Consider the following 20,481-nt stretch of genomic DNA (forward strand, 5'->3'; position numbering starts at 1 on the left):
ATGAAACACATCCTCTTCATCTGCTCGCGCAATCGTCTGCGCAGCCCCACAGCGGAACAGGTGTTCGCCAACTGGCCGAATGTCGAAGTGGCTTCTGCGGGCCTGGCGGCGGATGCTGAGGAGTTGCTGACGGGTGAGATGGTCGAGGACGCTGATCTCATCTTCGTGATGGAGAAGCAGCATCGGGCGAAGCTGGCGCGGCGGTTCAAGCCGCAACTCAAACACGCCCGCGTCGTCTGTCTCGATATTCCCGATGACTACGCCTTCATGCAGCCCGAACTCGTGGCCTTGCTGAAGACGAAGGTGACGCCGTTTCTATGAGTGGATTTCATAAAAGCGCCCGATGGGCGCAGCCGGAACCGCAGGGTTCTGGCGAAGGTTGCAGGGACTGAAATGTTCAAAAAAATCCTCATCGCCAACCGGGGCGAGATCGCGGTTCGGATCATCAAGACCTGCCGCAAGATGGGCATACAGACGGTTCAGGTCTATTCGGAGGCTGACGCCGGGTCGCTGGCGGTCGAGATGGCTGACGAGGCGGTGCTGATCGGCCCGGCGCCGGCGGCGCAGTCGTATTTGCTGGCGGACAAGATCGTCGAGGCGGTGCGCCAGACGGGGGCGCAGGCCGTGCATCCCGGCTTCGGCTTCCTGTCGGAGAACGCGGGCTTCGCGCGGCGTCTGCGCGACGAGGGCATCGCCTTCATCGGCCCGAACCCCGAGGCCATCGACGCCATGGGCGACAAGATCAGCTCCAAGAAGCTGGCGGCCGAGGCGGGCGTCTCGACGGTGCCGGGTCATATGGGCCTGATCGAGACGCCGGACGAGGCGGTGAAGATCGCGCGCGAGATCGGCTATCCCGTGATGATCAAGGCCAGCGCCGGGGGCGGGGGCAAGGGCATCCGCGTCGCCCATTCGGACGCCGACATGGCCGAGGGCTTTGCGGCGGTGAAGGCCGAGGCGCTGAACGCCTTTGGCGACGACCGGGTCTTCCTGGAGAAGTTCATCGTCGACCCGCGCCACATCGAGATCCAGGTGCTGGGCGACAAGCACGGCCATGTGGTCCATCTGTTCGAGCGCGAATGCTCGATCCAGCGCCGCAATCAGAAGGTCATCGAGGAGGCGCCTTCGCCCCTGCTGGACGAAGCCACCCGCGCCGCCATGGGGGCGCAGGCCGTCGCCCTGGCCCAGGCGGTGAACTATGATTCAGCCGGCACGGTCGAGTTCGTCGCCGGTCAGGACAAGAGCTTCTACTTCCTGGAGATGAACACCCGTCTGCAGGTCGAGCATCCGGTGACGGAGTTGATCACCGGCGTCGATCTGGTCGAACAGATGATCCGCTCGGCCTGGGGCGAGAAACTGGCCTTCGAGCAAAAGGATCTATCGATCAACGGCTGGGCCATCGAGAGCCGCATCTACGCCGAAGACCCCTATCGCGGCTTCCTGCCTTCGATCGGACGCCTGGTCCGCTACGAGCAGCCGGAGGAGGGCGAGCACTTCGGCTCCGACGGCAGCTATATCGTCCGCAACGATTCCGGTGTCCGCGAGGGCGACGAGATCAGCATGTTCTACGACCCCATGATCGCCAAGCTGTGCGCCTGGGGTGAAACGCGGGCCGACGCGGTCGAGGGCATGGCCCGCGCGCTGGAGGACACGCACCTGTCGGGCCTGGGCCACAATGTGCCCTTCCTGGCGGCGGTGATGGATCAGGACCGGTTCAAGTCGGGGAACCTGTCGACCAGCTATATCAAGGACGAGTTTCCGGACGGCTTCCACGGCCTGCGGCCCACGAAGACGCAGGAGCGCATCCTGATCGCCTCGGCTCTGGCGATGCATGAGGTGATCGCCGAACAGGACGGCGACCCGTCGGAGCGCACCGACTGGATCGTGATGATCGACAAGACTCCGCACGGCGTGGGCCTGTCCTATGACGAGGACGAGGAGATGATCCTGACCCTGACGGGCGGCGGCGACATCCGCCTGTCGGATATCGACTGGCGGCCCGGTCTGGCCCAGTTCAAGGCCGATCTGGACGGCGAGGCCTTCACGGCTGAGGTCAAGCGCGTCGCCGACGGCTTCGATATCCGCCACCGCGCGGCCAGGGCGCGGGTGCGGGTGCTGAGGCCGCACGTCGCCGAACTGTATGCGCGCCTGCCGGAGAAGGCGGCGGCGGATACGTCGAAACTGGTGCTGTCGCCGATGCCGGGTCTGGTGGTTTCGATCCCCGTCGTGGTGGGTCAGGAGGTCAAGACCGGCGAGACGGTGGCGATCATCGAGGCCATGAAGATGCAGAACATCCTGAAGGCCGAGCGCGACGGCGTGGTGAAGGCTGTCGGCGCCAAGGACGGCGACCCTGTGGCGGCGGACGACGTGCTGGTGGAGTTCGGTTGATGTCATCCTTCGCCACGCCCACGCCGCTTGAATGGCGCGAGGCGGCCCAGAAGGCGCTGAAGGAGCGGCCGATTGAATCGCTGCTGCATCTGGATGCCGACCAGTTGGTGACGCGGCCGCTGTATGCCGGGGCGACCGGCGTGCATCCGGTGTTCGCGCCCCGCCCATCGGACGCAGAAGGCCGGGCGTGGGATCTGCGGACGCAGGTCGAAGGCGACGACGCGGAAGCGGTGAACGACGCCATACTGACCGATCTGCAGGAAGGTGCGGCCTCGGTGCTGCTCAGCGGCGGCGTGCTGGCGGACGCCGCGACGCTGGAGCGGGCGTTGGACGGCGTGGCGCTGGAGCTGGCTCCGGTCGCGCTGGACGCCGGGTTTGCAGGCGTCGATGCGGCAGACGCACTGGCGGCGGTGGCCAAGGGCTCGCCCCGCGCCATGCTGCGCTTCCATCTGGATCCGATCTCGGCCTTCGCTCAGGCGGGCGGATCGCCGTGTGGGATTGACGATGATCTGAACGCGGCGGCTAAGGCGGCCCTGCGCCATGCGGGGGTCTATCCCGACGCCAGCCTGTTCCTGGCCAGCGGGCGCGTGGCGCATGAGGCGGGCGGATCGGCGGCGCAGGAACTGGCCTTCGCGGCATCCAGCGCGGTCGCCTATGTGAAGGCGGTGGTCGCGGCGGGTTTGTCGGTTGAGGCGGCGCTGAAGGGCGTGGTCGTCGGCGTGTCGGTCGATCAGGAATATTTCGACGCCCTGGCCAAGGTTCGCGCCATGCGGCTGATCTGGGCGAACCTGTCGCGTGCATTCGGCGTGGAGACGCAGGCAATCATCGAGGCGCGGTCGTCACGGCGCATGCTGTCGGCGCGCGACCCGTGGCCCAATCTGCTGCGTCTGACGGCGGCGGGGTTTGCGGGCGCGGTGGGGGGCGCGGACGTGGTGGTGCTGGACGGCTTCACCCGTGCGACCGGGCGGCCCGACGCCTTTGCACGCCGACAGGCGCGCAACACCCAACTGGTGCTTATGGAGGAGGCGAACCTGGGCCGCGTCGATGATCCGGCGGCGGGCAGCTGGTATCTGGATGCGCGGACCCATGATCTGGCGCAGGCGGGCTGGACCGAGTTCCAGACCATCGAAGCCGAGGGCGGGATCATCGAGGCGCTGAAGGGCGGGGTGATCCAGCCCCGCATCGCCCGTGCGCGCGCCGTGCGTGAAGCGGCGCTGAAGAACGGCGCGGCCCAGATCATCGGCGTGACGAAGTTTGTCGATCCCGAACCGCGTCAGGCGCCGGTTGAATCTGATCGCCCTTCCGGGGTGCTGGGAGAGCGAACCCGGAACCCAGGACAGCATTTCGACCCCCTGGGTTCCGGGTTCTCCGCTGCGCCTAGCCCCGAAATGACGGATCGGGTGGAGCCGCTGACGCCGATCCGCTTCGCCGCAGCCTTCGAGGAGGCCGGGCAATGAGTTTCCCCAATTTCAGCAAGATCGCCCTGGACCTAAATGTGACAGGGCAGGGGCCGACGCGTGATCCGTGGCTGACGCCGGAGGGGCTGACGGTCGAGACGGCTTATGACGCACGGGCGCTGGACGGGCTGGATCAGTTGCCCGGCCTGCCGGGGTTCGCGCCCTTCATGCGCGGGCCGTATCCGACCATGTATGCGGGCAATCCGTGGACGATCCGCCAGTATGCGGGCTTCTCGACCGCCGAGGAATCCAACGCCTTCTATCGCCGTAACCTGGCGGCGGGCCAGAAGGGCCTGTCCATCGCCTTCGATCTGGCGACGCACCGCGGCTATGACTCGGACCATCCGCGGGTGAAGGGCGACGTCGGCATGGCGGGCGTGGCCATCGACAGCATCTATGACATGCGCACCCTGTTCGACGGCATTCCGCTGGACCAGATGTCGGTGTCGATGACGATGAACGGGGCGGTGCTGCCGATCCTGGCGCTTTATGTCGTCGCTGCGGAAGAGCAGGGCGTGCCGCACGCCAAGCTGACCGGGACCATTCAGAACGACATTCTGAAGGAGTTCATGGTCCGCAACACCTACATCTATCCCCCCGAACCCTCGATGCGGATCATCGCCGACATCTTCGCCTGGACGGCGCAGGAGACGCCCAAGTTCAACTCGATCTCGATCTCCGGCTATCACATGCAGGAGGCGGGGGCGTCGGCGGATATTGAGCTGGCCTACACCCTGGCGGACGGGATCGAATATCTGCGGGCGGGGGTGGCGGCAGGGATGCCGATCGACCGGTTCGCGCCGCGCCTCAGCTTCTTCTGGGCCATTGGCATGAATTATTTCATGGAGGTGGCCAAGATGCGGGCCGGCCGCCTGCTGTGGGCCGAGGCGGTGCGCAAGGAAGGCGGGGTCGATCCCAAGTCGTTGTCATTGCGCGCGCACTGCCAGACTTCCGGGTGGAGCCTCGCCGCGCAGGACGTGTTCAATAACGTGTCGCGCACCATGGTCGAGGCCATGGCGGCGGCGGGCGGCCAGACGCAGAGCCTGCACACCAACGCCCTGGACGAGGCCCTGGCCCTGCCCACCGACTTCTCGGCCCGGATCGCACGTAACACCCAGATCCTATTGCAGCAGGAGACGGGGCTGACGCGGGTGATCGACCCGTGGGGCGGCAGTTACTACGTTGAACGTCTGACCCACGAACTGGCCGAACGCGCGCGCGCCCACATGGCCGAGGTCGAGGCGTTGGGCGGCATGGCCAAGGCCATCGAGGCGGGCATTCCCAAGCTGCGGATCGAGGAATCCGCCGCCAAGACCCAGGCCCGGATCGACACCGGCCAACAGACGGTGGTGGGGGTGAACAAATATCTGAACCCCGTCGTCGACGATATTCCGATGCTGAAGGTCGACAATGCGGCGGTTCTGGCCGCGCAGATCGACAAGCTGAAGCGCCTGCGGGCCGAGCGGGATCAGACGGCGACCGACGCGGCGCTGGACGCGCTGACCAACGGCGCGCGGGGCGATGCGAACCTGCTGGAGCTGGCCGTGCAGGCCGCCCGCGCCAAGGCGACGGTGGGCGAGATTTCGGACGCGTTGGAGGCTGCCTTCGGACGTCATGTGGCCACGGTCCAGACGGTGTCGGAGGTTTACGCCAAGGAAGCGGGCAAGGATCCGCGCTTCGCCCGCGCGCGCGACATGGTGGCGACGTTCGTGGAGAACGACGGCGGGCCGCCGCGCATCCTGATCGCCAAGCTGGGCCAGGACGGGCACGACCGGGGCCAGAAGGTGGTCGCCACCGGATACGGCGACCTGGGCTTCGACGTCACGGCGGGCAGCCTGTTCCAGACACCGTCGGAAGCCGCGCGCGATGCGGTTGAGAAGGGCGTTCATGCGGTCGGCGCATCGTCTCTGGCGGCGGGGCATCTGACGCTGGTGCCGGAACTGAAGGCCGAACTGGAGCGGTTGGGTCGGCCGGACATCATGATCGTGGTCGGCGGGGTGATCCCGCCGTCGGACGTGCAGCCCCTGTTGAATATGGGGGCCGCCGCCGTCTATCCGCCCGGCTCGGCCATTGCCGACACCGCCGTGGACCTGATCGAGAAGCTGAACCAGCGTCTGGGTTACGCCCAGCCCGCGCCCAACAAGGACAAGTCATGATCGGCGCACTGAACCATGTCGGCGTGGCGACGCCGTCCATCGCCGACTCGATCCGGCTGTACCGCGATGTGCTGGGCGCGACCCGGATCGGCGAGCCATTCGACCTGCCGGCGCAGGGGGTGAAGGTCTGTTTCGTCGACACCCCGACGGCTCAGATCGAACTGATCGAACCCTATGACGACACCAGCCCGATCACGGGTTTCCTGGCCAAGAATCCCAAGGGCGGCCAGCATCACGTCTGTTTCGAGGTCGCCGACATCCACGCCGCCATCACCGGAATGCGCGCCAAGGGGGTGACGATCCTGGGCACGGGCGAGCCGCGCATCGGGGCGCACGGGACGCCGGTGGTCTTCCTGCATCCGCGCGACATGGGCGGGGTGTTGATCGAACTGATGGAGACGCCGACCGGCGATCACTGAAGCGGAGCCTTTCGGCGGCGACGTCGTTAAGGGCCAAAGGGGAGAGCCTGACCATGCTGCATCGACTGACCGCCTTCGTCGCCGTTACCGCCCTGATCGGCGTCAGCGCCTGTCAGCAGGCAGCGCCGGACCAGCCCACGGCGCCCGATGACGGGCAGGCGCAGGCGCCGTCCGAAGCTTTGGCCGTCAACTATGCCTGCGACAGCGGTGTGACCATCGAGGCGCGCTATCCCGACAAGGCCTCGGCCCAGATGACTTACAAGGGCCAGGACTATGTGCTGCGCAACGTCCAGGCGGCCAGCGGGGCGCGCTACATCGGATCCGGCGTGGAATGGTGGACCACCGGCCGCGACGGGCGCGAGGTCGCGACTTTGAGCCTGCTGTCGCCCAATGAAGAGGTCGCCGTGTCGGTGCTGGAGCAGTGCGCGCGGCCCCTGACCGCGCCTGATCTGACCAGCGGGATCACGCCGCCGCAGCCGATGCCTCAACCGACGCCCGTTCCGGCTCAGGGCGGGGTGCTGCCTGCATCCGCGCCCTGCAAGGGGCCGCAGTTGAAGATGGCGGCGGAAGACGGTGATGCGGGGGCGGGGAACCGGGTGCGGAACTTCAGCCTGCAGAACGTGGGCGCCAGCGCCTGCACCCTGACCGGTTATCCGGGGGTGACCCTCCTGGATGGACGTGGACAGGCGGTGACTTCGGTGCAGGCGGACCAGAGCCCCGGCAGCTATTTCCGTCAGGGCCAGGCGCCGACGCCGGTCGATCTGGCGCCCCAGGCCAGGGCCTATTTCGAGGTGGCGTGGAACGTGGTGCCGAACGAGGCGGCGGGTCAGAAGACCTGTCCCGAGGTTGCGACCCTGCGCGCAACGGCGCCGGGCGACACTGCCGCGATCAGCCTGGCCTTCGCCTTCCAGCCCTGCGGCGGCAAGATTCGCGTCAGTCCGATCCGCAGTGCGTCAGCCGTTCAGCCTGCGACCTGATTGAAGGTGGAAACGTGCGTGATTTGGGCGTAGGGCGGACGTCATGACCCAATCCTTCTATGACCGCGTCGCCGGTGAATTGAATGACATCGACACCCAGGGCTTGACCAAGCCTGAACGGGTGATCGCCTCGCGGCAGGGGCCGGTGATCCAGGTCGCCGGGCGCGACGTGCTGAACTTCTGCGCCAACAACTATCTGGGGCTGGCGGGCGACGAACGAGTCTCGCAAGCCGGGATCGCGGCGCAGCAGAAGTGGGGGGCGGGCACCGCTTCCGTGCGCTTCATCTGCGGTACACTGGAGATTCACAAGGAACTGGAAGCGGCCATCGCGGGCTATCTGGGGTTTGAGGACGCGATCCTGTTCGCCGCCGCGTTCGACGCCAACGGCGGCATCTTCGAGCCTCTGTTCGGTGAGAACGACGCCATTGTTTCGGACAGTCTGAACCACGCATCAATCATTGACGGCGTGCGCCTGTGCAAGGCCAAACGCTATCGGTTCGCCAACTCCGACATGGACGAACTGGAGAGCCGCCTGAAGGAGGCCCGCGAGGCTGGCGCGCGCGAGATCATCATCGCCACCGACGGCGCCTTCTCGATGGACGGATATATCGCCAAGCTGAACGAAATCCGTGTCTTGGCGGACAAATATAATGCTTTGATCATGGTGGACGACTGCCATGCGACAGGCTTCCTGGGGCCGAAGGGGCGCGGATCGTTCGCCCATCACGGGGTCGAGGTGGACTTCGTCACCGGCACCTTCGGCAAGGCGCTGGGCGGGGCCATGGGCGGCTTCATCTGCGCCCGGAAGTCGGTGGTCGAACTGCTGAAGCAGCGCGCGCGACCCTATCTGTTCTCCAACGCGCTTTCGCCCGCCGTCTGCGGCTCCAGCCTTGAGGCCATCCGCATCGCGCAAGGGTCTGAGGGCGACGCCCTGCGCACCCGCCTGTCGGCCAACGCCCACCGCTATCGTGGCGCGATGGCGGATGCGGGCTTCACCCTGCTGGACGGCGAACATCCGATCATTCCGGTCATGCTGGGCGACGCCAAGCTGGCGCAGGATTTCGCGGCGCGGGCGCTGGAGCTGGGCGTCTATGTGATCGGGTTTTCCTTCCCCGTGGTGCCGCGCGGCCAGGCCCGCATCCGCACCCAGATGTCGGCGGCGCATACGTTTGACCAGATCGACCAGACGGTCGCGGCCTTCACCAAGGCCGGTCGCGAGTTGGGCGTCATCTAGCCGTCATTGGACGTCACCCTCGGGCCTGGCTCGAGGGTCATCGTTCCGTCGCGCGATGGCCGGATTACAGCGACGGGAGTTTTTTCTGGCGAGCGGCGTGGGGCCTCTGCCACGAGGAGTGATCTGATGACCGATACGATGAAAGCCCTGGCCAAGACTGCGCCCGGCATCGGCCTTGAGCTGATTGACGCGCCGATCCCCGAGGCGGGGCCGGAGGATGTGCTGATCCGCGTGCACCGCACCGCCGTGTGCGGCACCGACATCCACATCTGGAACTGGGATGAGTGGTCCCAGAAGAATGTCCCGACCCCGATGATCACCGGCCACGAGTTCGCAGGCGAGATCGTCGCCATCGGCAAGGACGTGGATCGCCCGCTGAAGATCGGCCAGCGCGTCTCGGCCGAAGGTCATGTCATCGACCTGAACTCCGAAGCCGCCCGCGCCGGGCATTTCCACCTGGACCCGCATACGCGCGGGATCGGGGTGAACCGTCAGGGCGCCTTCGCCGAGTTCGTGGTGGCCCCGGCCTTCAACGTGATCGAACTGCCTGACGACGTGCCCTATGAGATCGGCTCGATCTTGGACCCGTTCGGCAATGCGGTTCACACCGCGCAGCAGTTCGACCTGCTGGGCGAGGACGTGCTGGTCACGGGGGCTGGTCCCATCGGCATGATGGCGGCCGCCGTGGCGCGTCATGCCGGTGCGCGGACGGTGGTGCTGACCGACATCAACGATTTCCGCCTGGACCTGGCGCAGAAGGTGGCGCCGGGCGTCCGCACCGTGAACACGACCAAGGAAGACATCCACGATGTCATGAAGGAACTGGGCCTGAAGGTCGGTTTCGACGTGGCGCTGGAGATGTCGGGCTCGCCCGTGGCCTTCAAACAGTGTGTCGACACCCTGATCATGGGCGGCGGCATGGCCATGCTGGGCATTCCCGGTAAGCCGATGGAGACCGACTGGGGCGCGATCATCCTGAAGGCCCTGACGATCAAGGGCGTCTATGGGCGTGAGATGTTCACCACCTGGCGCAAGATGCTGGGCCTGCTGAAGGCCGGTCTGGACCTCAGCCCGCTGATCACCCACCGACTGGGCTATGCCGACTATCGCGAAGGCTTCGAGGCCATGAAGTCGGGTCAGTCAGGCAAGGTGGTTCTGGATTGGGACAGGGCGGCCTGAGCCCTATCAGCCATGGATTGGAAAAGGGCGGCCGAAGGGCCGCCCTTTTTGTTTGGCGGTTCAGTACCGCGCCCGCAGAGTGATCCCCACGGTGCGCGGATCGCCGGGGTTGCCGATGACCAGGCCCGAGTTGCCCGATTGGACGCTGACGAACTGGAGATAGTTCTCGTCCAGCGCATTCTTGACCCAGATGAAGGCCTCCCACCCGTTCTCGGCGCGGAAACCGGCGCGCAGGTTCAGGATCGTATAGCTGTCGATCTGGGTGTAGCGCGACACCGAGGCGTCGGAGTTGTAGGACGAGCGATAGCTGGCGTCGACGCCGCCATAGAGTTCGCCCGGCTGACCCAGAAAGCCGCCCTTGCCGTGCACTTCCGCCCCGACCGAGGCCGCCCAGGGCGAGACGCCGGGCAGCTTCTTTCCTGACAGGTCGCAGGCCACGGTGGAGGCGCCGATCAGCTCCAGCGGGCAGGGGCCGTTGGTGAAGGAATCATATTTGGCGTCCGTCCACGCCGCGTTGGCGTAGAGGTCGAGATTCCGGTTCGGACGGGCGAAGGCGTCCAGCTCGACGCCCTGAATGACCACCTGATCGGCATTGGCCAGATAGCCGCGCAGGGCGCCGGGGCCGCTGTCGACGACATTGGCCTGATAGTCCTTCACGTCGGTGCGGTAGGCGGCCAGGTTGGCGGTGACGCGCCGGTCGAACAACTGGGTCTTCAGGCCCAGTTCATAGGTGGTGACCACCTCAGGCTTGACCACGGCGTTGGTCAGGGACGGCTGGCCGTTGGGCAGGTTCGGGATGCCCGCCATGTTGATGCCGCCTGATTTGTAGCCCCGCGCGACGCTGGCGTAGGTCAGGACATCGTCGGTGACGTCATAGGCCAGGGACACCTGACCGGACAGGTCGTCATCCGACAGGCTGGCGTCATAGGCCTGGGGCCGGGCGATGCCCAGGCGGCGGGTGATCAGGGCGGGGTCAGTGGTGACCAGACCCCCGGCCGTCGTGGCCTGATACCAGCCGGACTTGTCCTCCTTGGTGTAACGCAGGCCCGGCGTCAGGTGCAGGCGGTCGGTGATGTTCCAGGTCAGCTGGCCGAAGACGGCGTAGGAATCCGTCTCGATCCGGCTGTCGTTGAACACCTTGTATCCGTCCAGAAGGGCGTCGGGCACGTTCGGCAGATTGGGGCCGATCAGCCAATAGACCGCGTCCTTGCCGTACTCGGTGACGCCGTGCGTCTCGACGGCCTGATGGAAGGCGTACAGGCCCACGGTCCAGTCGATGCGGTTCGAACCGTTCGATGACAGGCGCAGTTCCTGGCTCCACTGATCCTGCCACGACGGATTGGCCGACTGGCGGGTGATGTCCAGCGCGGTGTAGTCGCGGTCGTTCTTTGGTCCCCAGTCCCAGGCCCGCCAGGCCGAGACGGAGGTCAGGGTCGCCCAGCCGAAATCATAGTCGACGATGGCCGAGACGCCGCGATGGATCTGGTCGGCCTGAATGGCGCTGTCGACGTCGGCGATGCGGGCATAGGGATTGGTGCTGGCGGGCGTGTAGCCGCGACCGGCGGCCAGAGCAGGAAACTGTTGGGCCGCAGGCTTCAGCGTCTGGCCGACGGTGACATAGACCTGGGTGCAGCAGTCGGGCGTCAGATCGGCGTAGTCCGCGAACAACCGAACCCGCAATTGTTCGTTCGGCTGGAACAGCAACTGGCCGCGCAGGCTGATTGCGTCCTGGGAGTTCTGCTTCCTGCCGACGGTCACATTGTCCAGCAAACCGTCGCGACGGGTTGAGACGACCGAGAAACGGGCCGCCAGCTTGTCGTCGATGATGGGGCCGGAGAAGGTGGCCTTTGCCTGCAGGAAGCCATAGTCGCCGAAGCTGAGTTCCGCCTGACCCTCTGGCGTGAAGGACGGCGTCCGGGTGGTGATGTTCAGGGCCCCGGCGGTGGTGTTCTTGCCGAACAGAGTGCCTTGCGGCCCGCGCAGGATCTCGATGCGGTCCAGATCGACGAAGTCCAGCGTCGCGGTGGCGGGGCGGCCGTAATAGACCTGATCGACATAGATGCCGACCCCCTGTTCCAGACCGTCATTGGCCAGACCATAGCTGGCGCCCAGTCCCCGGATGGTGATGGCGGTGTTGCGGGGGTTTGAGCTGAGCAACTGCACGCTGGGCGCCAGTTGGGTGATCTGACCGACATTATAGGCGCCGGTGCGGTCCAGAAGCTCCTCGTTCACGACGGTCAGGGCGATGGGCACGTCCTGGGCGCGTTCGTCGCGGCGGCGGGCGGTGACGACGATGTCGCCGACGCTGGCCACGCCCTGCGTGGCGTTTGAGCGTGAGGACTGGGATTGCGGGTCGTCCTCGGCATGGGCGAAGGTCGGCGTGGCGATGCAGGCCGCGATGGCGGTGGCGGATAAGAGGCGGCGTACTGTCGGCGTGGGCATGATGGTCAATGGATCCCCTCCAGCGCGAAACGGCGCGCTGTGAGATGGGGGGATTAATGCCTATCGCTCAAATGGGTTTTTCTGCGTTTTGTTGATAGAAACGCTGCAACTGAAGCGAGAATTGATCTGTCTCAGGGCCGGGATAGAACCCTGACCAGAGTGCGTTCAAAGGCTTGTGCGTCCGGACCGGGCAACTGCTCAGCCAATAGCCCCGCTTCAAACAGATCGAACACGCGCGGATGGATGTATGAACTGCGGCAGACGGCGGGGGTGTTTCCCAGAAGGCCGGAGACCGCCTTTATGCAGCGGGTGATGGTGCGCCGGGCGTCGGTGGGCGAGGTCGGGGGCGCCTCGACACGCAGCGCCCTGGCGGCGGAGACCGTCCCGGCCCAGGTGCGGAAGTCCTTGGCCGAGAACTGTTCGCCCATGGCGGCGTGGATATAGGCGTTCACATCGTCGGAGGTGATGGGGCACAGGTCGCCGTCCGCCGTGCGGTATTTGAACAGCTGCTGGCCGGGCAACTCCTCCAGCGCGCGCACGATCCGGGCCAGGCGACGGTCCTTGACGCTGACGCAATGGTCCTTGCCGCTCTTGCCGCGAAACTCGAAGGTCAGGGCGGCGCCGTCCACATCCAGATGGCGCTTGTGCAGGGTAGTCAGGCCATAGCTGCGGTTCTGGCGGGCGTATTCAGCGTTGCCGACGCGGATCAGGGTGATCTCCAGCAGGCGGACCGCGGTGGCCAGCACCTTGGGCTTACAGACGCCGCGCAGGGACAGGTCGTGCTCGATCTGGGCATGGAGTTTGGGCAGGGCGCGGCAGAAGGCGGGCAGGCGGTCGAACTTGTTTTCGGACCGGGCCGTGCTCCAGTCGGCGTGATAACGGTACTGTTTGCGGCCCTTCACGTCGCGGCCCGTCGCCTGGATATGGCCGTTTGCCCTGGGGCAGATCCACACGTCGGTCCAGGCGGGCGGGATGGCCAGGGCGCGGATGCGCGCCAGGACGCGGGCGTCGCTCACGACCTGACCCTTGGCGTCGCGATAGGACCAGCCCTTGCCCGCGCGACGACGGCTGAGACCGGGGTTGTCGTCGCTGCACCAGCTGAGGCCGGGCGGAACCTCGACGGCGACATCGAACCTCTGTGATCCGTCGCCCATCGAAACCCTCCTTATGCCCAGACCAGCGACGAACGCGGCGTGTCGGCGACGAGTTCCCCTTGACCGGGCGGGCCGGGCGGGGGACGAGGCGGCATGAACTATCGCCACAGCTTTCACGCCGGAAACTTTGCCGATCTGGTCAAGCACGCCCTGGTGCTGTGGCTGCTGAAGACGCGCCAGAAGGCGGGGCCGGTCACGGTGTTCGACACCCATGCCGGGGCGGGTCTGTATGACCTGTCGGGCGACGGGGCGCGGTCCAGGGAGGCCGAAGCCGGGGTCGCCAAACTGATGACGGCCGAGGGGCGTACCCCATTGATGGATGCGCTGGCGGCGGAGGTGGAGAAACTGAACCCGGATGGCGGCGTGCGCTTCTATCCGGGATCGCCCCTGCTGATCGCAGACGCCCTGAGCGAGGGCGGACGCTATGTCGGGTTCGAGCTGAACCCCCCGGTGCGCGAGATGCTGGCCGAGGCGCTGACGGGGCGCGCGAACGCCCAGGCGCGTGAGGGCGACGGCTATGAGGCCGTGACGGCTGAGGCGGCCAGGGTGCGCGGGCCGCTGGTCCTGATCGACCCGCCGTTCGAAAAGCCCGACGACTATATCCGCTCCGCCCAGGCGGCGGTCGCCATCGTGCGGCGCGACCCGTCGGCGACGGTGGCGATCTGGACGCCGCTGAAGGATCTGGAGACCTTCGACGCCTTCATCCGCAGGCTTCAGGGCAAGGCGGGACCGACGCTGGTGGCCGAGGCGCGGCTAAGGCCCCTGACCAATCCGATGAAGATGAACGGCTGCGCCATGGTGGTGGTCAATCCGCCAGCGGGCGCCGAGGCGGCGGCGGATGAAATCTGCGGCTGGGTGGCGAATGCGTTGGGCGACACGGGCGGGCGGTCTGAGGTCTGGACCTTCTGATGCGGCGCATTAGGGTGAGGGCATGACCCGTATCGCGATCCTGGAAACCGGCCATCCGCCGGAACACCTCAAGGATGATTTCGACGACTATCCCGCACGTTTCCGCGCCCTGCTGGGCGAGGGGGTGCCGACGACGCGGTTCAATGTTCAGGCGGGTCATTTGCCGGATGATCCGTCCGCGTTTCAGGGAGCCATCGTCACCGGATCGGCGGCGGGGGTCTATGACGATCTGCCGTGGATTCCGCAGTTGGTGGACTGGCTGAAGGCGGCGCGGGGACAGACCCGTCTGGTGGGCATCTGCTTCGGCCATCAGGTTTTGGCCCATGCCTTCGGCGGGGTGGTCGAGAAATCGCACAAGGGTTGGGGCGTGGGCCTGCATCGCTACGACGTGCAGGCGACGGAGCCTTGGATGCACCCACGCGCGCGCACCATCGCCATTCCTGTCTCGCATCAGGATCAGGTGGTGGCGGTGTCGCCCGATGCACGGGTTCTGGCCTCCAGCGCCTTCACCCCCTACGCCGGACTGGCCTGGGGCGAGGACGCGATCTCGTTCCAGTGCCATCCCGAGTTCCAGCCCGAATACGCCGCCGCCCTGATCGAGGGACGGCGCGGCGAACGCATCCCGCATCCCATCGCGGACGAGGCGATCGACAGTCTGAAACGGCCCAACGACCGGGCTGTGCTGACGGCGTGGATCCGGGCTTTTCTGCTTCTGACCCCGCCGCCGGTCGAGGATCAGGGCAGCGGCATCTGACATGCGGATTTCGGCTGTCGCCAAGCGGACCTTGCGTCACTGGCGTCCCTTCTATTGGCGCGAGGCGGCCCTGTGCATGCCCGCCATGCCGATCCTGCTGGCGGGCGGCGTGTTGCTGGGTCTGCCGACCCAGGGGGCCATTGCGGCGGGGGCGGCGCTGGTCGTGGGGCTGGCGGCGTCACGCGATCTGGTTGGGCGCCGTTGGGGCGCGATGATCGGTACGGCGCTGGGCCTGATGATCGCAGCCCTGGTTGGGACGCTGGCGGGTCAGGTTCCGTGGCTGCTGCTGACGCTGGGCTGTATCGGGGCGGCGGTCTGTGCGGCCATCGCCCTGTTTGAGGAAGACGTCTGGTGGGTGGTGCTGCAGGGCGTCACCGCCATGCTGATTGCGGGCTACTACGCCGGTCCGCTGGATCAGGCCCTGTTGCGCGGGGTCGGGGTGCTGGTCGGCAGTGCGGCGCAGATCGGTCTGGTCGTCTTGCTGGCGTGGATATTCCCCAAGGCGGCAGCGCGCCTGCCCAGCATGCCAGCGCCCCCGCCGCCCGGAAACAAGCTGTTGATCAGCCACATGGCGCGTGCCGCCGCCGCCGTCGGCATCAGCATGGGCGTGGCCTGGGCGGTGGATCTGCAGAACTGGGCTTGGGCGCCGATGACGGCCATGATCGTGCTGAAGCCCGGTCTGATGGAGACCCAGACGCGCGGCGCCCAACGGGTGCTGGGGACGCTGCTGGGCTGCGCCGCCGCCACCGTGTTCGCGATCCAGGTCGGATCGGCCCATCCGTGGCTGATCGCTGCGGCGGCGGTGACGGCCTTCGCCTCGTTCGCCCTGCAGCAGGCGCATTTCGCCACCCTGACGGCGGCCATTACCGCCACGGTGGTTCTGCTGGTGTCGCTGGGTTACGGCGGGGTGCTGGCCAATGCCGAGCACCGGCTGATCGCGACCGTCATCGGCGGGCTGACGGCGCTGGTCGTGGCGCGGATCGCCCCGCACCGAGGCAGGCTGAACGGGGTGCAGGAAGACCGGGTCGGCGAGAACCCGCCGGTCGTCCCGCCGGTCAGAGCCCCAGCAGCCGGATCAGTCCCAGGCTGAGCAGAACCAGCGCGCCCAGCGACAGGATGACGGCGGCGATGACCTTCCCGCCCGCGCGGGCCACGGCGCGAATGTCGGTCTGCAGGCCCAGCGCCGCCATGGCCACGACGGTCAGCAGACCAGACGCCGCCGACATGGGCGGCAGCGCCGCCTGCGGGATCAGGTCGAACGACCGCAGGCCGATCATCGCCAGGAAGCCGATGATGAACCACGGCAGCAGGCGGTGCAGGCCGGGGCCTTTCGCATCCGGCGCCTTGCGGCCTGCAATCAGCGACAGGGCCAAAATGACCGGGCCCAGCATCAGCACCCGCACCAGTTTGACCACGGTGCCGGTTTGGGTGGCGGCGGCGCCGAAGGGGGCGGCGGCGGCCAGCACCTGCGGCACGGCATAGACGGTCAGGCCCGCCAGCGCGCCGTACTGAAGTTCGCTCATGTGGATCAGGCCGCCCAGCAGCGGCAGGGCCAGGACCACGATCACGCCCAGAACGGCGGTGAAGGCGATGGAGGCGGCGACCTCTTCGCCATCAGCGTTGATGACGGGGGCGACGGCGGCGATGGCCGAGTTGCCGCAGATGGCGTTGCCGCACGCGACAAGCAGGGCCATGCGCGGGTTCAGGCCCAGCAAGCGCCCGACGCCGAACCCGACGATGATGGCCAACGCCACCAGGGCGAAGATGCCGAAGACGAACGGCAGGCCCAGCGCCGACAGGGTCGCCGCGCTGACCGAGGCGCCCAGCAGGACGACCGCGATCTCCAGCAGGGTCTTGGCGCTGAAATCGACGCCGGCCTTGAAGCGCGCGTCCGGCGTCCAGGCCGTGCGGACCGCCGCGCCCAGCAGGATGGCCAGCACCAGAGGCTCCAGCCAGACATGACCGATCAGGTCGCGCTCGATGCTGGTCAGACCGATCGCAGCCAGCGTCAGCAGCAGGCACAGCAGCAGGCCGGGTCGGATCGACCGCGCGAACGCCATCGCAGACTCGAAACGCGGCGTGGATTCAGGCGTGGGCAGGGCGGCGGACTTCATCTCCATGCTGATGCGCCCCGCATCGACAACGGTCCAACGGATAGTTATGGTCATTTCAATCCGATTTGGAGATCAATCGTGACCCTGGAACGCCTGCGGATCTTTGTCGCGGTGGCTGAGCGTGAGCATGTCACGGCGGCGGCGCGGGCGCTGAACCTGACGCAGTCGGCGGTGTCGAACGCCATCGCCGCGCTGGAGACCGAACATGACGTGCATCTGTTCGACCGGGTCGGACGGGGCGTGGTGCTGAACCAGACGGGCCGCGCCTTCTTGCCGGAAGCCAAGGCGGTGCTGGCCCGCGCGGCGGCGGCTGAGGCGGCGCTGGCGGACATGAGCGCCCTGCGGCGCGGGCGCCTGACCATATTCGCCAGCCAGACCATCGCCAGCGCCTGGCTGCCGCGCCGATTAGCGGCCTTTCATGCGGCCTATCCGGGCGTCGAACTGGACGTGGCCATCGGCAATACGCGCGAGGCGGCGCAGGCGGTGCTGAGCGGGGCGGCGGAACTGGGGTTGGTCGAGGGCGAGATCGACCAGCCGATGCTGGATCAGACGGTGGTGGGATCGGACCGGCTGGCGGTGCTGGTGACGCCGGATCATCCGTGGGCGGGCGTGCGGCGGCTGAACGCGGCGACGCTGGCGACCCAGGCCTGGGTGCTGCGTGAAGCCGGATCAGGCACCCGCTCGACGCTGGAGGCCGCACTACGGCGGGCGGGCGTCGACCCTGAGGCCCTGTCCATCGCCATGACCCTGCCGTCGAACGAGGCGGTGCTGGCGGCGGCGGAGGCGGGGGCAGGGGCGACGGCCCTGTCCGAGAGCGTGGCCTATGCCTCCGTGGCGGCGGGACGGCTGGTGATGGCGGACTTCACCCTGCCGGAGCGGCCCTTCCGCCTGCTGCGGCACAGCGAGCGTTATCGCAGCAAGGCGGGCGATGCGTTCGTGGAGGCGGTGGGGTAGCTAGTCACTCGGCATTGAGCTCAGAACCGTCTTTCCGGGGCGTCCGAAGGACGAACCCGGAACCCAGGAGGGCCGCATCCTGCATATCCCACCTTGCTTGGAATACGTCTCACAGCGCAGTCGTGGCCCTGGGTTCCGGGTTCTTCGCTGCGCTCAGCCCCGGAATGACGAAGTAAGAAGTCGACTAGCCGAACTCTGGTTGGAGCTTGTGAGGTATGGAGAGCGGAGACCTTGTTACGGCCACTTCACCACGGGGGGCATGGAACTGAGGATCGACTCCACGTTTCCGCCGGTCTTCAGCCCGAACATGGTGCCACGGTCGTAAAGCAGGTTGAACTCCACATAGCGGCCGCGACGGACCAACTGCTCCTCGCGCTCCTGCGGCGTCCAGCCCTCGCCCATCCGTCCGGCGACGATCTTGGGATAGATGTCTAGGAAGGCCAGGCCCACGTCGCGGGTGAAGGCGAAGTCCTTGTCGTAGTCGCCGCTGTCGTGGTGGTCATAGAAGATGCCCCCGGTGCCGCGCGCCTCCTTGCGATGCGGCAGATAGAAGTAGTCGTCGCACCAGGCCTTGTACTTGGCGTGCCAATCGGGGTCGTGCACGTCACAGGCGGACTTCATGGCGGCGTGAAAGGCCAGGGTGTCGGGGTGGTCCTGACGCCGATCCGCATCCAGCACCGGCGTCAGATCGCCGCCGCCGCCGAACCAGGCCTTGGTCGTGGCGATGAAGCGGGTGTTCATGTGAACAGCCGGAACGCGCGGGCTGACCGGGTGGCAGATCAGACTTATGCCTGTGGCGAAAAAGCGCGGGTCTTCGTCGGCGCCTGGCACCGACTTGGCGTAGTCGGCGGGGAAGGTTCCGTGAACGGTCGAAACATGGACCCCTACTTTTTCGAACAGGCGGCCATGCATCATGCCCATGACGCCGCCGCCGCCCTCAGGACGATCCCATGCGGTGCGGACGAAACGGCCGGGCTCGCCGGGGAACAGGTCGGCGGGGGCTGCGTCCTCCAGCGCCTCGAAAGCGGCGTGGATCTGGTCACGCAGATGTTCGAACCAGGCGCGGGTCTCGACCTTTTTCAGGTCCAGCGGATCGGAGAAGGAAGCGTCGCTCATGACGCGCTCCTAGACCGGCTGGGGCGTTCAGCCAACCTGCCCGGTCTGCCTGAGGCCTTCCCACAGGGCGATTCCGGCGGTGACTGACAGATTGAGCGAGCGTGCCTCGGGTCGCAGGGGGATCACGACACGGGCGTCGGCGGCGGCGTGGACATAGTCGGGCGCGCCCGCCGTCTCCTTGCCGAACAACAGAACATCGTCTGGCCGGAAGACGAAGTCCGGCAGGGGCGTGGCGCCCTTTGTCGTGAACAGCACCAGCCGTCCGGGCGCGCGATTCTGCTGGAAGGCCTCCCAGTCCGCATGGCGCGTCATGTGCGACAACGGACCATAGTCCAGGGCCGCCCGCTTCATGGCGCGGTCGTCGAAACGGAAACCCGTCGGCTCGATCACGTGCAGATCGACGCCGAAACAGGCCGACAATCGGATGCAGGCTCCGACGTTCTGAGGAATGTCAGGTTGAAAAAGGGCGAGACGCATTCTAAGGCCTGACATACGCGCGGCCAGGGGGTTTGTCGCGGTCTGTTTTGCGAGCGTTTCGCAAGAAACGTCAGCAGCTTGCGCCGAGGGGGCGTGGGTCGAACAGCCGTAGGGAATTCCCGGCTTCGTTCTTTGTTCGTGCCGTGGCGAGGGTGGGCCCCCAGGTCTGTTCAGCGGCGTTCGAGAGGTGAAACGTGGCCGAATCGGTCGTGCATACTGAAAGCCCAGAAGGCGGCGATCCTAACCGCCGTGACTTTATCCACATCGCTGCGGGCGCCGCTGCGGTGGGCGCTGGCGCGATGATCGCCTGGCCGTTGATCAACCAGATGAACCCGGCCGCCGACACCCTGGCCCTGGCGTCGATCGAATTCGATCTGACCAAGGTTCAGGAAGGCCAGCAGGTCGTCATCAAATGGCAGGGCAAGCCGGTGTTCGTGCGTTATCGCACCCCGGCCGAGCTGCAACGCGTCATCGCCGATGACCATGCGCCCGACCTGAAGGAACCCCAGACGGACGCCGAGCGCACCAAGCCGGGGCACGAGAAATATCTGGTGGTCGTCGGTTCCTGCACCCACCTGGGCTGCGTTCCGACCTTCGGCGCGGGCGACTACGGCGGCTGGTTCTGCCCCTGCCACGGCTCGCACTACGATGCGTCCGGCCGGATCCGGAAGGGGCCCGCGCCCCTGAACCTGGTCGTGCCGAACTACGATTATTTGTCCGACACCCGCGTAAAGATCGGTTGAGGGCCAGGGGA

Annotated in this window: 18 protein-coding genes; 13 read left to right on the top strand and 5 right to left on the bottom strand. The window is 66.7% G+C overall.

From position 1 onward, the window contains the following. The 8 genes from JKF87_RS02750 to tdh all read left to right on the top strand — a co-directional run bounded on the left by JKF87_RS02750 (window position 1) and on the right by tdh (window position 9,807). A complete protein-coding gene (locus JKF87_RS02750; RefSeq protein WP_201097017.1) occupies window positions 1-321 on the top strand; it encodes a low molecular weight protein tyrosine phosphatase family protein in 321 nt (106 codons plus the stop codon). A 72-nt stretch (window positions 322-393) separates the two neighbouring features. Continuing rightward, the gene (locus JKF87_RS02755; protein WP_201097018.1) at window positions 394-2,385 is read left to right on the top strand and encodes an acetyl-CoA carboxylase biotin carboxylase subunit; all 1,992 of its coding nucleotides are present in this window, start codon (window positions 394-396) and stop codon (window positions 2,383-2,385) included. Further along, window positions 2,385-3,842, top strand: a complete 1,458-nt coding sequence (locus JKF87_RS02760; RefSeq protein WP_201097020.1) for a methylmalonyl-CoA mutase family protein — start codon at window positions 2,385-2,387, stop codon at window positions 3,840-3,842. Before JKF87_RS02755 ends, JKF87_RS02760 begins: the two co-directional genes overlap by 1 nt. After that, window positions 3,839-5,998, top strand: a complete 2,160-nt coding sequence (scpA, locus tag JKF87_RS02765) for a methylmalonyl-CoA mutase (protein ID WP_201097021.1) — start codon at window positions 3,839-3,841, stop codon at window positions 5,996-5,998. The genes JKF87_RS02760 and scpA overlap by 4 nt, the downstream gene beginning before the upstream one ends. Continuing rightward, window positions 5,995-6,417, top strand: coding sequence for a methylmalonyl-CoA epimerase (gene mce, locus JKF87_RS02770; RefSeq protein ID WP_201097022.1), 423 nt, complete (start codon window positions 5,995-5,997; stop codon window positions 6,415-6,417). Before scpA ends, mce begins: the two co-directional genes overlap by 4 nt. Before the next feature lie 53 nt (window positions 6,418-6,470). Continuing rightward, entirely contained in the window at window positions 6,471-7,394 is a 924-nt protein-coding gene (locus JKF87_RS02775) for a DUF4232 domain-containing protein (protein WP_201097023.1), read from the top strand. A 43-nt stretch (window positions 7,395-7,437) separates the two neighbouring features. Then, a complete protein-coding gene (locus JKF87_RS02780) occupies window positions 7,438-8,628 on the top strand; it encodes a glycine C-acetyltransferase (RefSeq protein ID WP_201097024.1) in 1,191 nt (396 codons plus the stop codon). A 126-nt stretch (window positions 8,629-8,754) separates the two neighbouring features. Next, window positions 8,755-9,807: an L-threonine 3-dehydrogenase gene (tdh, locus tag JKF87_RS02785; RefSeq protein ID WP_219353544.1), complete on the top strand. Its 1,053-nt coding sequence runs from the start codon at window positions 8,755-8,757 to the stop codon at window positions 9,805-9,807. Window positions 9,808-9,867: 60 nt separating this feature from the next. Here tdh and JKF87_RS02790 read toward each other — a convergent pair whose 3' ends face one another. Together JKF87_RS02790 and JKF87_RS02795 are read right to left on the bottom strand one after the other, a co-directional pair. Further along, the gene (locus JKF87_RS02790) at window positions 9,868-12,249 is read right to left on the bottom strand and encodes a TonB-dependent receptor (RefSeq protein WP_236261086.1); all 2,382 of its coding nucleotides are present in this window, start codon (window positions 12,247-12,249) and stop codon (window positions 9,868-9,870) included. A 131-nt stretch (window positions 12,250-12,380) separates the two neighbouring features. Then, a complete protein-coding gene (locus JKF87_RS02795) occupies window positions 12,381-13,403 on the bottom strand; it encodes a DNA topoisomerase IB (protein WP_201097027.1) in 1,023 nt (340 codons plus the stop codon). A gap of 93 nt (window positions 13,404-13,496) precedes the next feature. Here JKF87_RS02795 and rlmJ point away from each other — a divergent pair, with 93 nt between their 5' ends. Genes rlmJ through JKF87_RS02810 form a run of 3 tightly spaced genes read left to right on the top strand, consistent with a single transcriptional unit; the run spans window position 13,497 to window position 16,156 of the window. Next, window positions 13,497-14,312: a 23S rRNA (adenine(2030)-N(6))-methyltransferase RlmJ gene (rlmJ, locus tag JKF87_RS02800; RefSeq protein WP_201097028.1), complete on the top strand. Its 816-nt coding sequence runs from the start codon at window positions 13,497-13,499 to the stop codon at window positions 14,310-14,312. Between the two features lie 22 nt (window positions 14,313-14,334). Beyond that, window positions 14,335-15,066: a type 1 glutamine amidotransferase gene (locus tag JKF87_RS02805; protein ID WP_201097029.1), complete on the top strand. Its 732-nt coding sequence runs from the start codon at window positions 14,335-14,337 to the stop codon at window positions 15,064-15,066. A 1-nt stretch (window position 15,067) separates the two neighbouring features. Further along, window positions 15,068-16,156 (top strand): FUSC family protein, encoded by a 1,089-nt coding sequence (locus JKF87_RS02810; protein WP_201097030.1) that lies wholly within the window; start codon window positions 15,068-15,070, stop codon window positions 16,154-16,156. Here JKF87_RS02810 and JKF87_RS02815 read toward each other — a convergent pair. Continuing rightward, window positions 16,122-17,234: a YeiH family protein gene (locus JKF87_RS02815; RefSeq protein WP_236261040.1), complete on the bottom strand. Its 1,113-nt coding sequence runs from the start codon at window positions 17,232-17,234 to the stop codon at window positions 16,122-16,124. The genes JKF87_RS02810 and JKF87_RS02815 overlap by 35 nt on opposite strands. Window positions 17,235-17,258: 24 nt before the next feature. Here JKF87_RS02815 and JKF87_RS02820 point away from each other — a divergent pair, with 24 nt between their 5' ends. Beyond that, window positions 17,259-18,134 (top strand): LysR family transcriptional regulator, encoded by an 876-nt coding sequence (locus JKF87_RS02820; protein WP_307417287.1) that lies wholly within the window; start codon window positions 17,259-17,261, stop codon window positions 18,132-18,134. A 234-nt stretch (window positions 18,135-18,368) separates the two neighbouring features. Here the strand turns inward: JKF87_RS02820 and hemF are convergent, their stop codons facing one another. Both hemF and JKF87_RS02830 read right to left on the bottom strand, forming a co-directional pair. Continuing rightward, complete coding sequence (hemF, locus tag JKF87_RS02825; protein WP_201097032.1) at window positions 18,369-19,250, bottom strand: oxygen-dependent coproporphyrinogen oxidase; 882 nt, start codon at window positions 19,248-19,250, stop codon at window positions 18,369-18,371. A 27-nt stretch (window positions 19,251-19,277) separates the two neighbouring features. Further along, entirely contained in the window at window positions 19,278-19,727 is a 450-nt protein-coding gene (locus JKF87_RS02830) for a tRNA (cytidine(34)-2'-O)-methyltransferase (protein WP_201097033.1), read from the bottom strand. A 194-nt stretch (window positions 19,728-19,921) separates the two neighbouring features. Here JKF87_RS02830 and petA point away from each other — a divergent pair, with 194 nt between their 5' ends. Beyond that, entirely contained in the window at window positions 19,922-20,470 is a 549-nt protein-coding gene (gene petA / locus JKF87_RS02835) for a ubiquinol-cytochrome c reductase iron-sulfur subunit (RefSeq protein WP_201097035.1), read from the top strand. Window positions 20,471-20,481 lie beyond the last annotated feature (11 nt).

Source organism: Brevundimonas nasdae, assembly GCF_016654005.1.
GTDB lineage: Bacteria > Pseudomonadota > Alphaproteobacteria > Caulobacterales > Caulobacteraceae > Brevundimonas > Brevundimonas nasdae.

What these genes read in the sequence shown, in the direction of transcription:
- mce (WP_201097022.1), top strand. Translation starts at nt 5,995, where the DNA reads ATGATCGGCGCACTGAACCATGTCGGCGTGGCGACGCCGTCCATCGCC.
- JKF87_RS02790 (WP_236261086.1), bottom strand. Translation starts at nt 12,249, where the DNA reads ATGCCCACGCCGACAGTACGCCGCCTCTTATCCGCCACCGCCATCGCG.
- scpA (WP_201097021.1), top strand. Translation starts at nt 3,839, where the DNA reads ATGAGTTTCCCCAATTTCAGCAAGATCGCCCTGGACCTAAATGTGACA.
- JKF87_RS02795 (WP_201097027.1), bottom strand. Translation starts at nt 13,403, where the DNA reads ATGGGCGACGGATCACAGAGGTTCGATGTCGCCGTCGAGGTTCCGCCC.
- JKF87_RS02750 (WP_201097017.1), top strand. Translation starts at nt 1, where the DNA reads ATGAAACACATCCTCTTCATCTGCTCGCGCAATCGTCTGCGCAGCCCC.
- JKF87_RS02755 (WP_201097018.1), top strand. Translation starts at nt 394, where the DNA reads ATGTTCAAAAAAATCCTCATCGCCAACCGGGGCGAGATCGCGGTTCGG.
- JKF87_RS02805 (WP_201097029.1), top strand. Translation starts at nt 14,335, where the DNA reads ATGACCCGTATCGCGATCCTGGAAACCGGCCATCCGCCGGAACACCTC.
- JKF87_RS02775 (WP_201097023.1), top strand. Translation starts at nt 6,471, where the DNA reads ATGCTGCATCGACTGACCGCCTTCGTCGCCGTTACCGCCCTGATCGGC.
- JKF87_RS02810 (WP_201097030.1), top strand. Translation starts at nt 15,068, where the DNA reads ATGCGGATTTCGGCTGTCGCCAAGCGGACCTTGCGTCACTGGCGTCCC.
- JKF87_RS02830 (WP_201097033.1), bottom strand. Translation starts at nt 19,727, where the DNA reads ATGCGTCTCGCCCTTTTTCAACCTGACATTCCTCAGAACGTCGGAGCC.
- JKF87_RS02815 (WP_236261040.1), bottom strand. Translation starts at nt 17,234, where the DNA reads ATGACCATAACTATCCGTTGGACCGTTGTCGATGCGGGGCGCATCAGC.
- tdh (WP_219353544.1), top strand. Translation starts at nt 8,755, where the DNA reads ATGACCGATACGATGAAAGCCCTGGCCAAGACTGCGCCCGGCATCGGC.
- hemF (WP_201097032.1), bottom strand. Translation starts at nt 19,250, where the DNA reads ATGAGCGACGCTTCCTTCTCCGATCCGCTGGACCTGAAAAAGGTCGAG.
- JKF87_RS02760 (WP_201097020.1), top strand. Translation starts at nt 2,385, where the DNA reads ATGTCATCCTTCGCCACGCCCACGCCGCTTGAATGGCGCGAGGCGGCC.
- rlmJ (WP_201097028.1), top strand. Translation starts at nt 13,497, where the DNA reads ATGAACTATCGCCACAGCTTTCACGCCGGAAACTTTGCCGATCTGGTC.
- JKF87_RS02780 (WP_201097024.1), top strand. Translation starts at nt 7,438, where the DNA reads ATGACCCAATCCTTCTATGACCGCGTCGCCGGTGAATTGAATGACATC.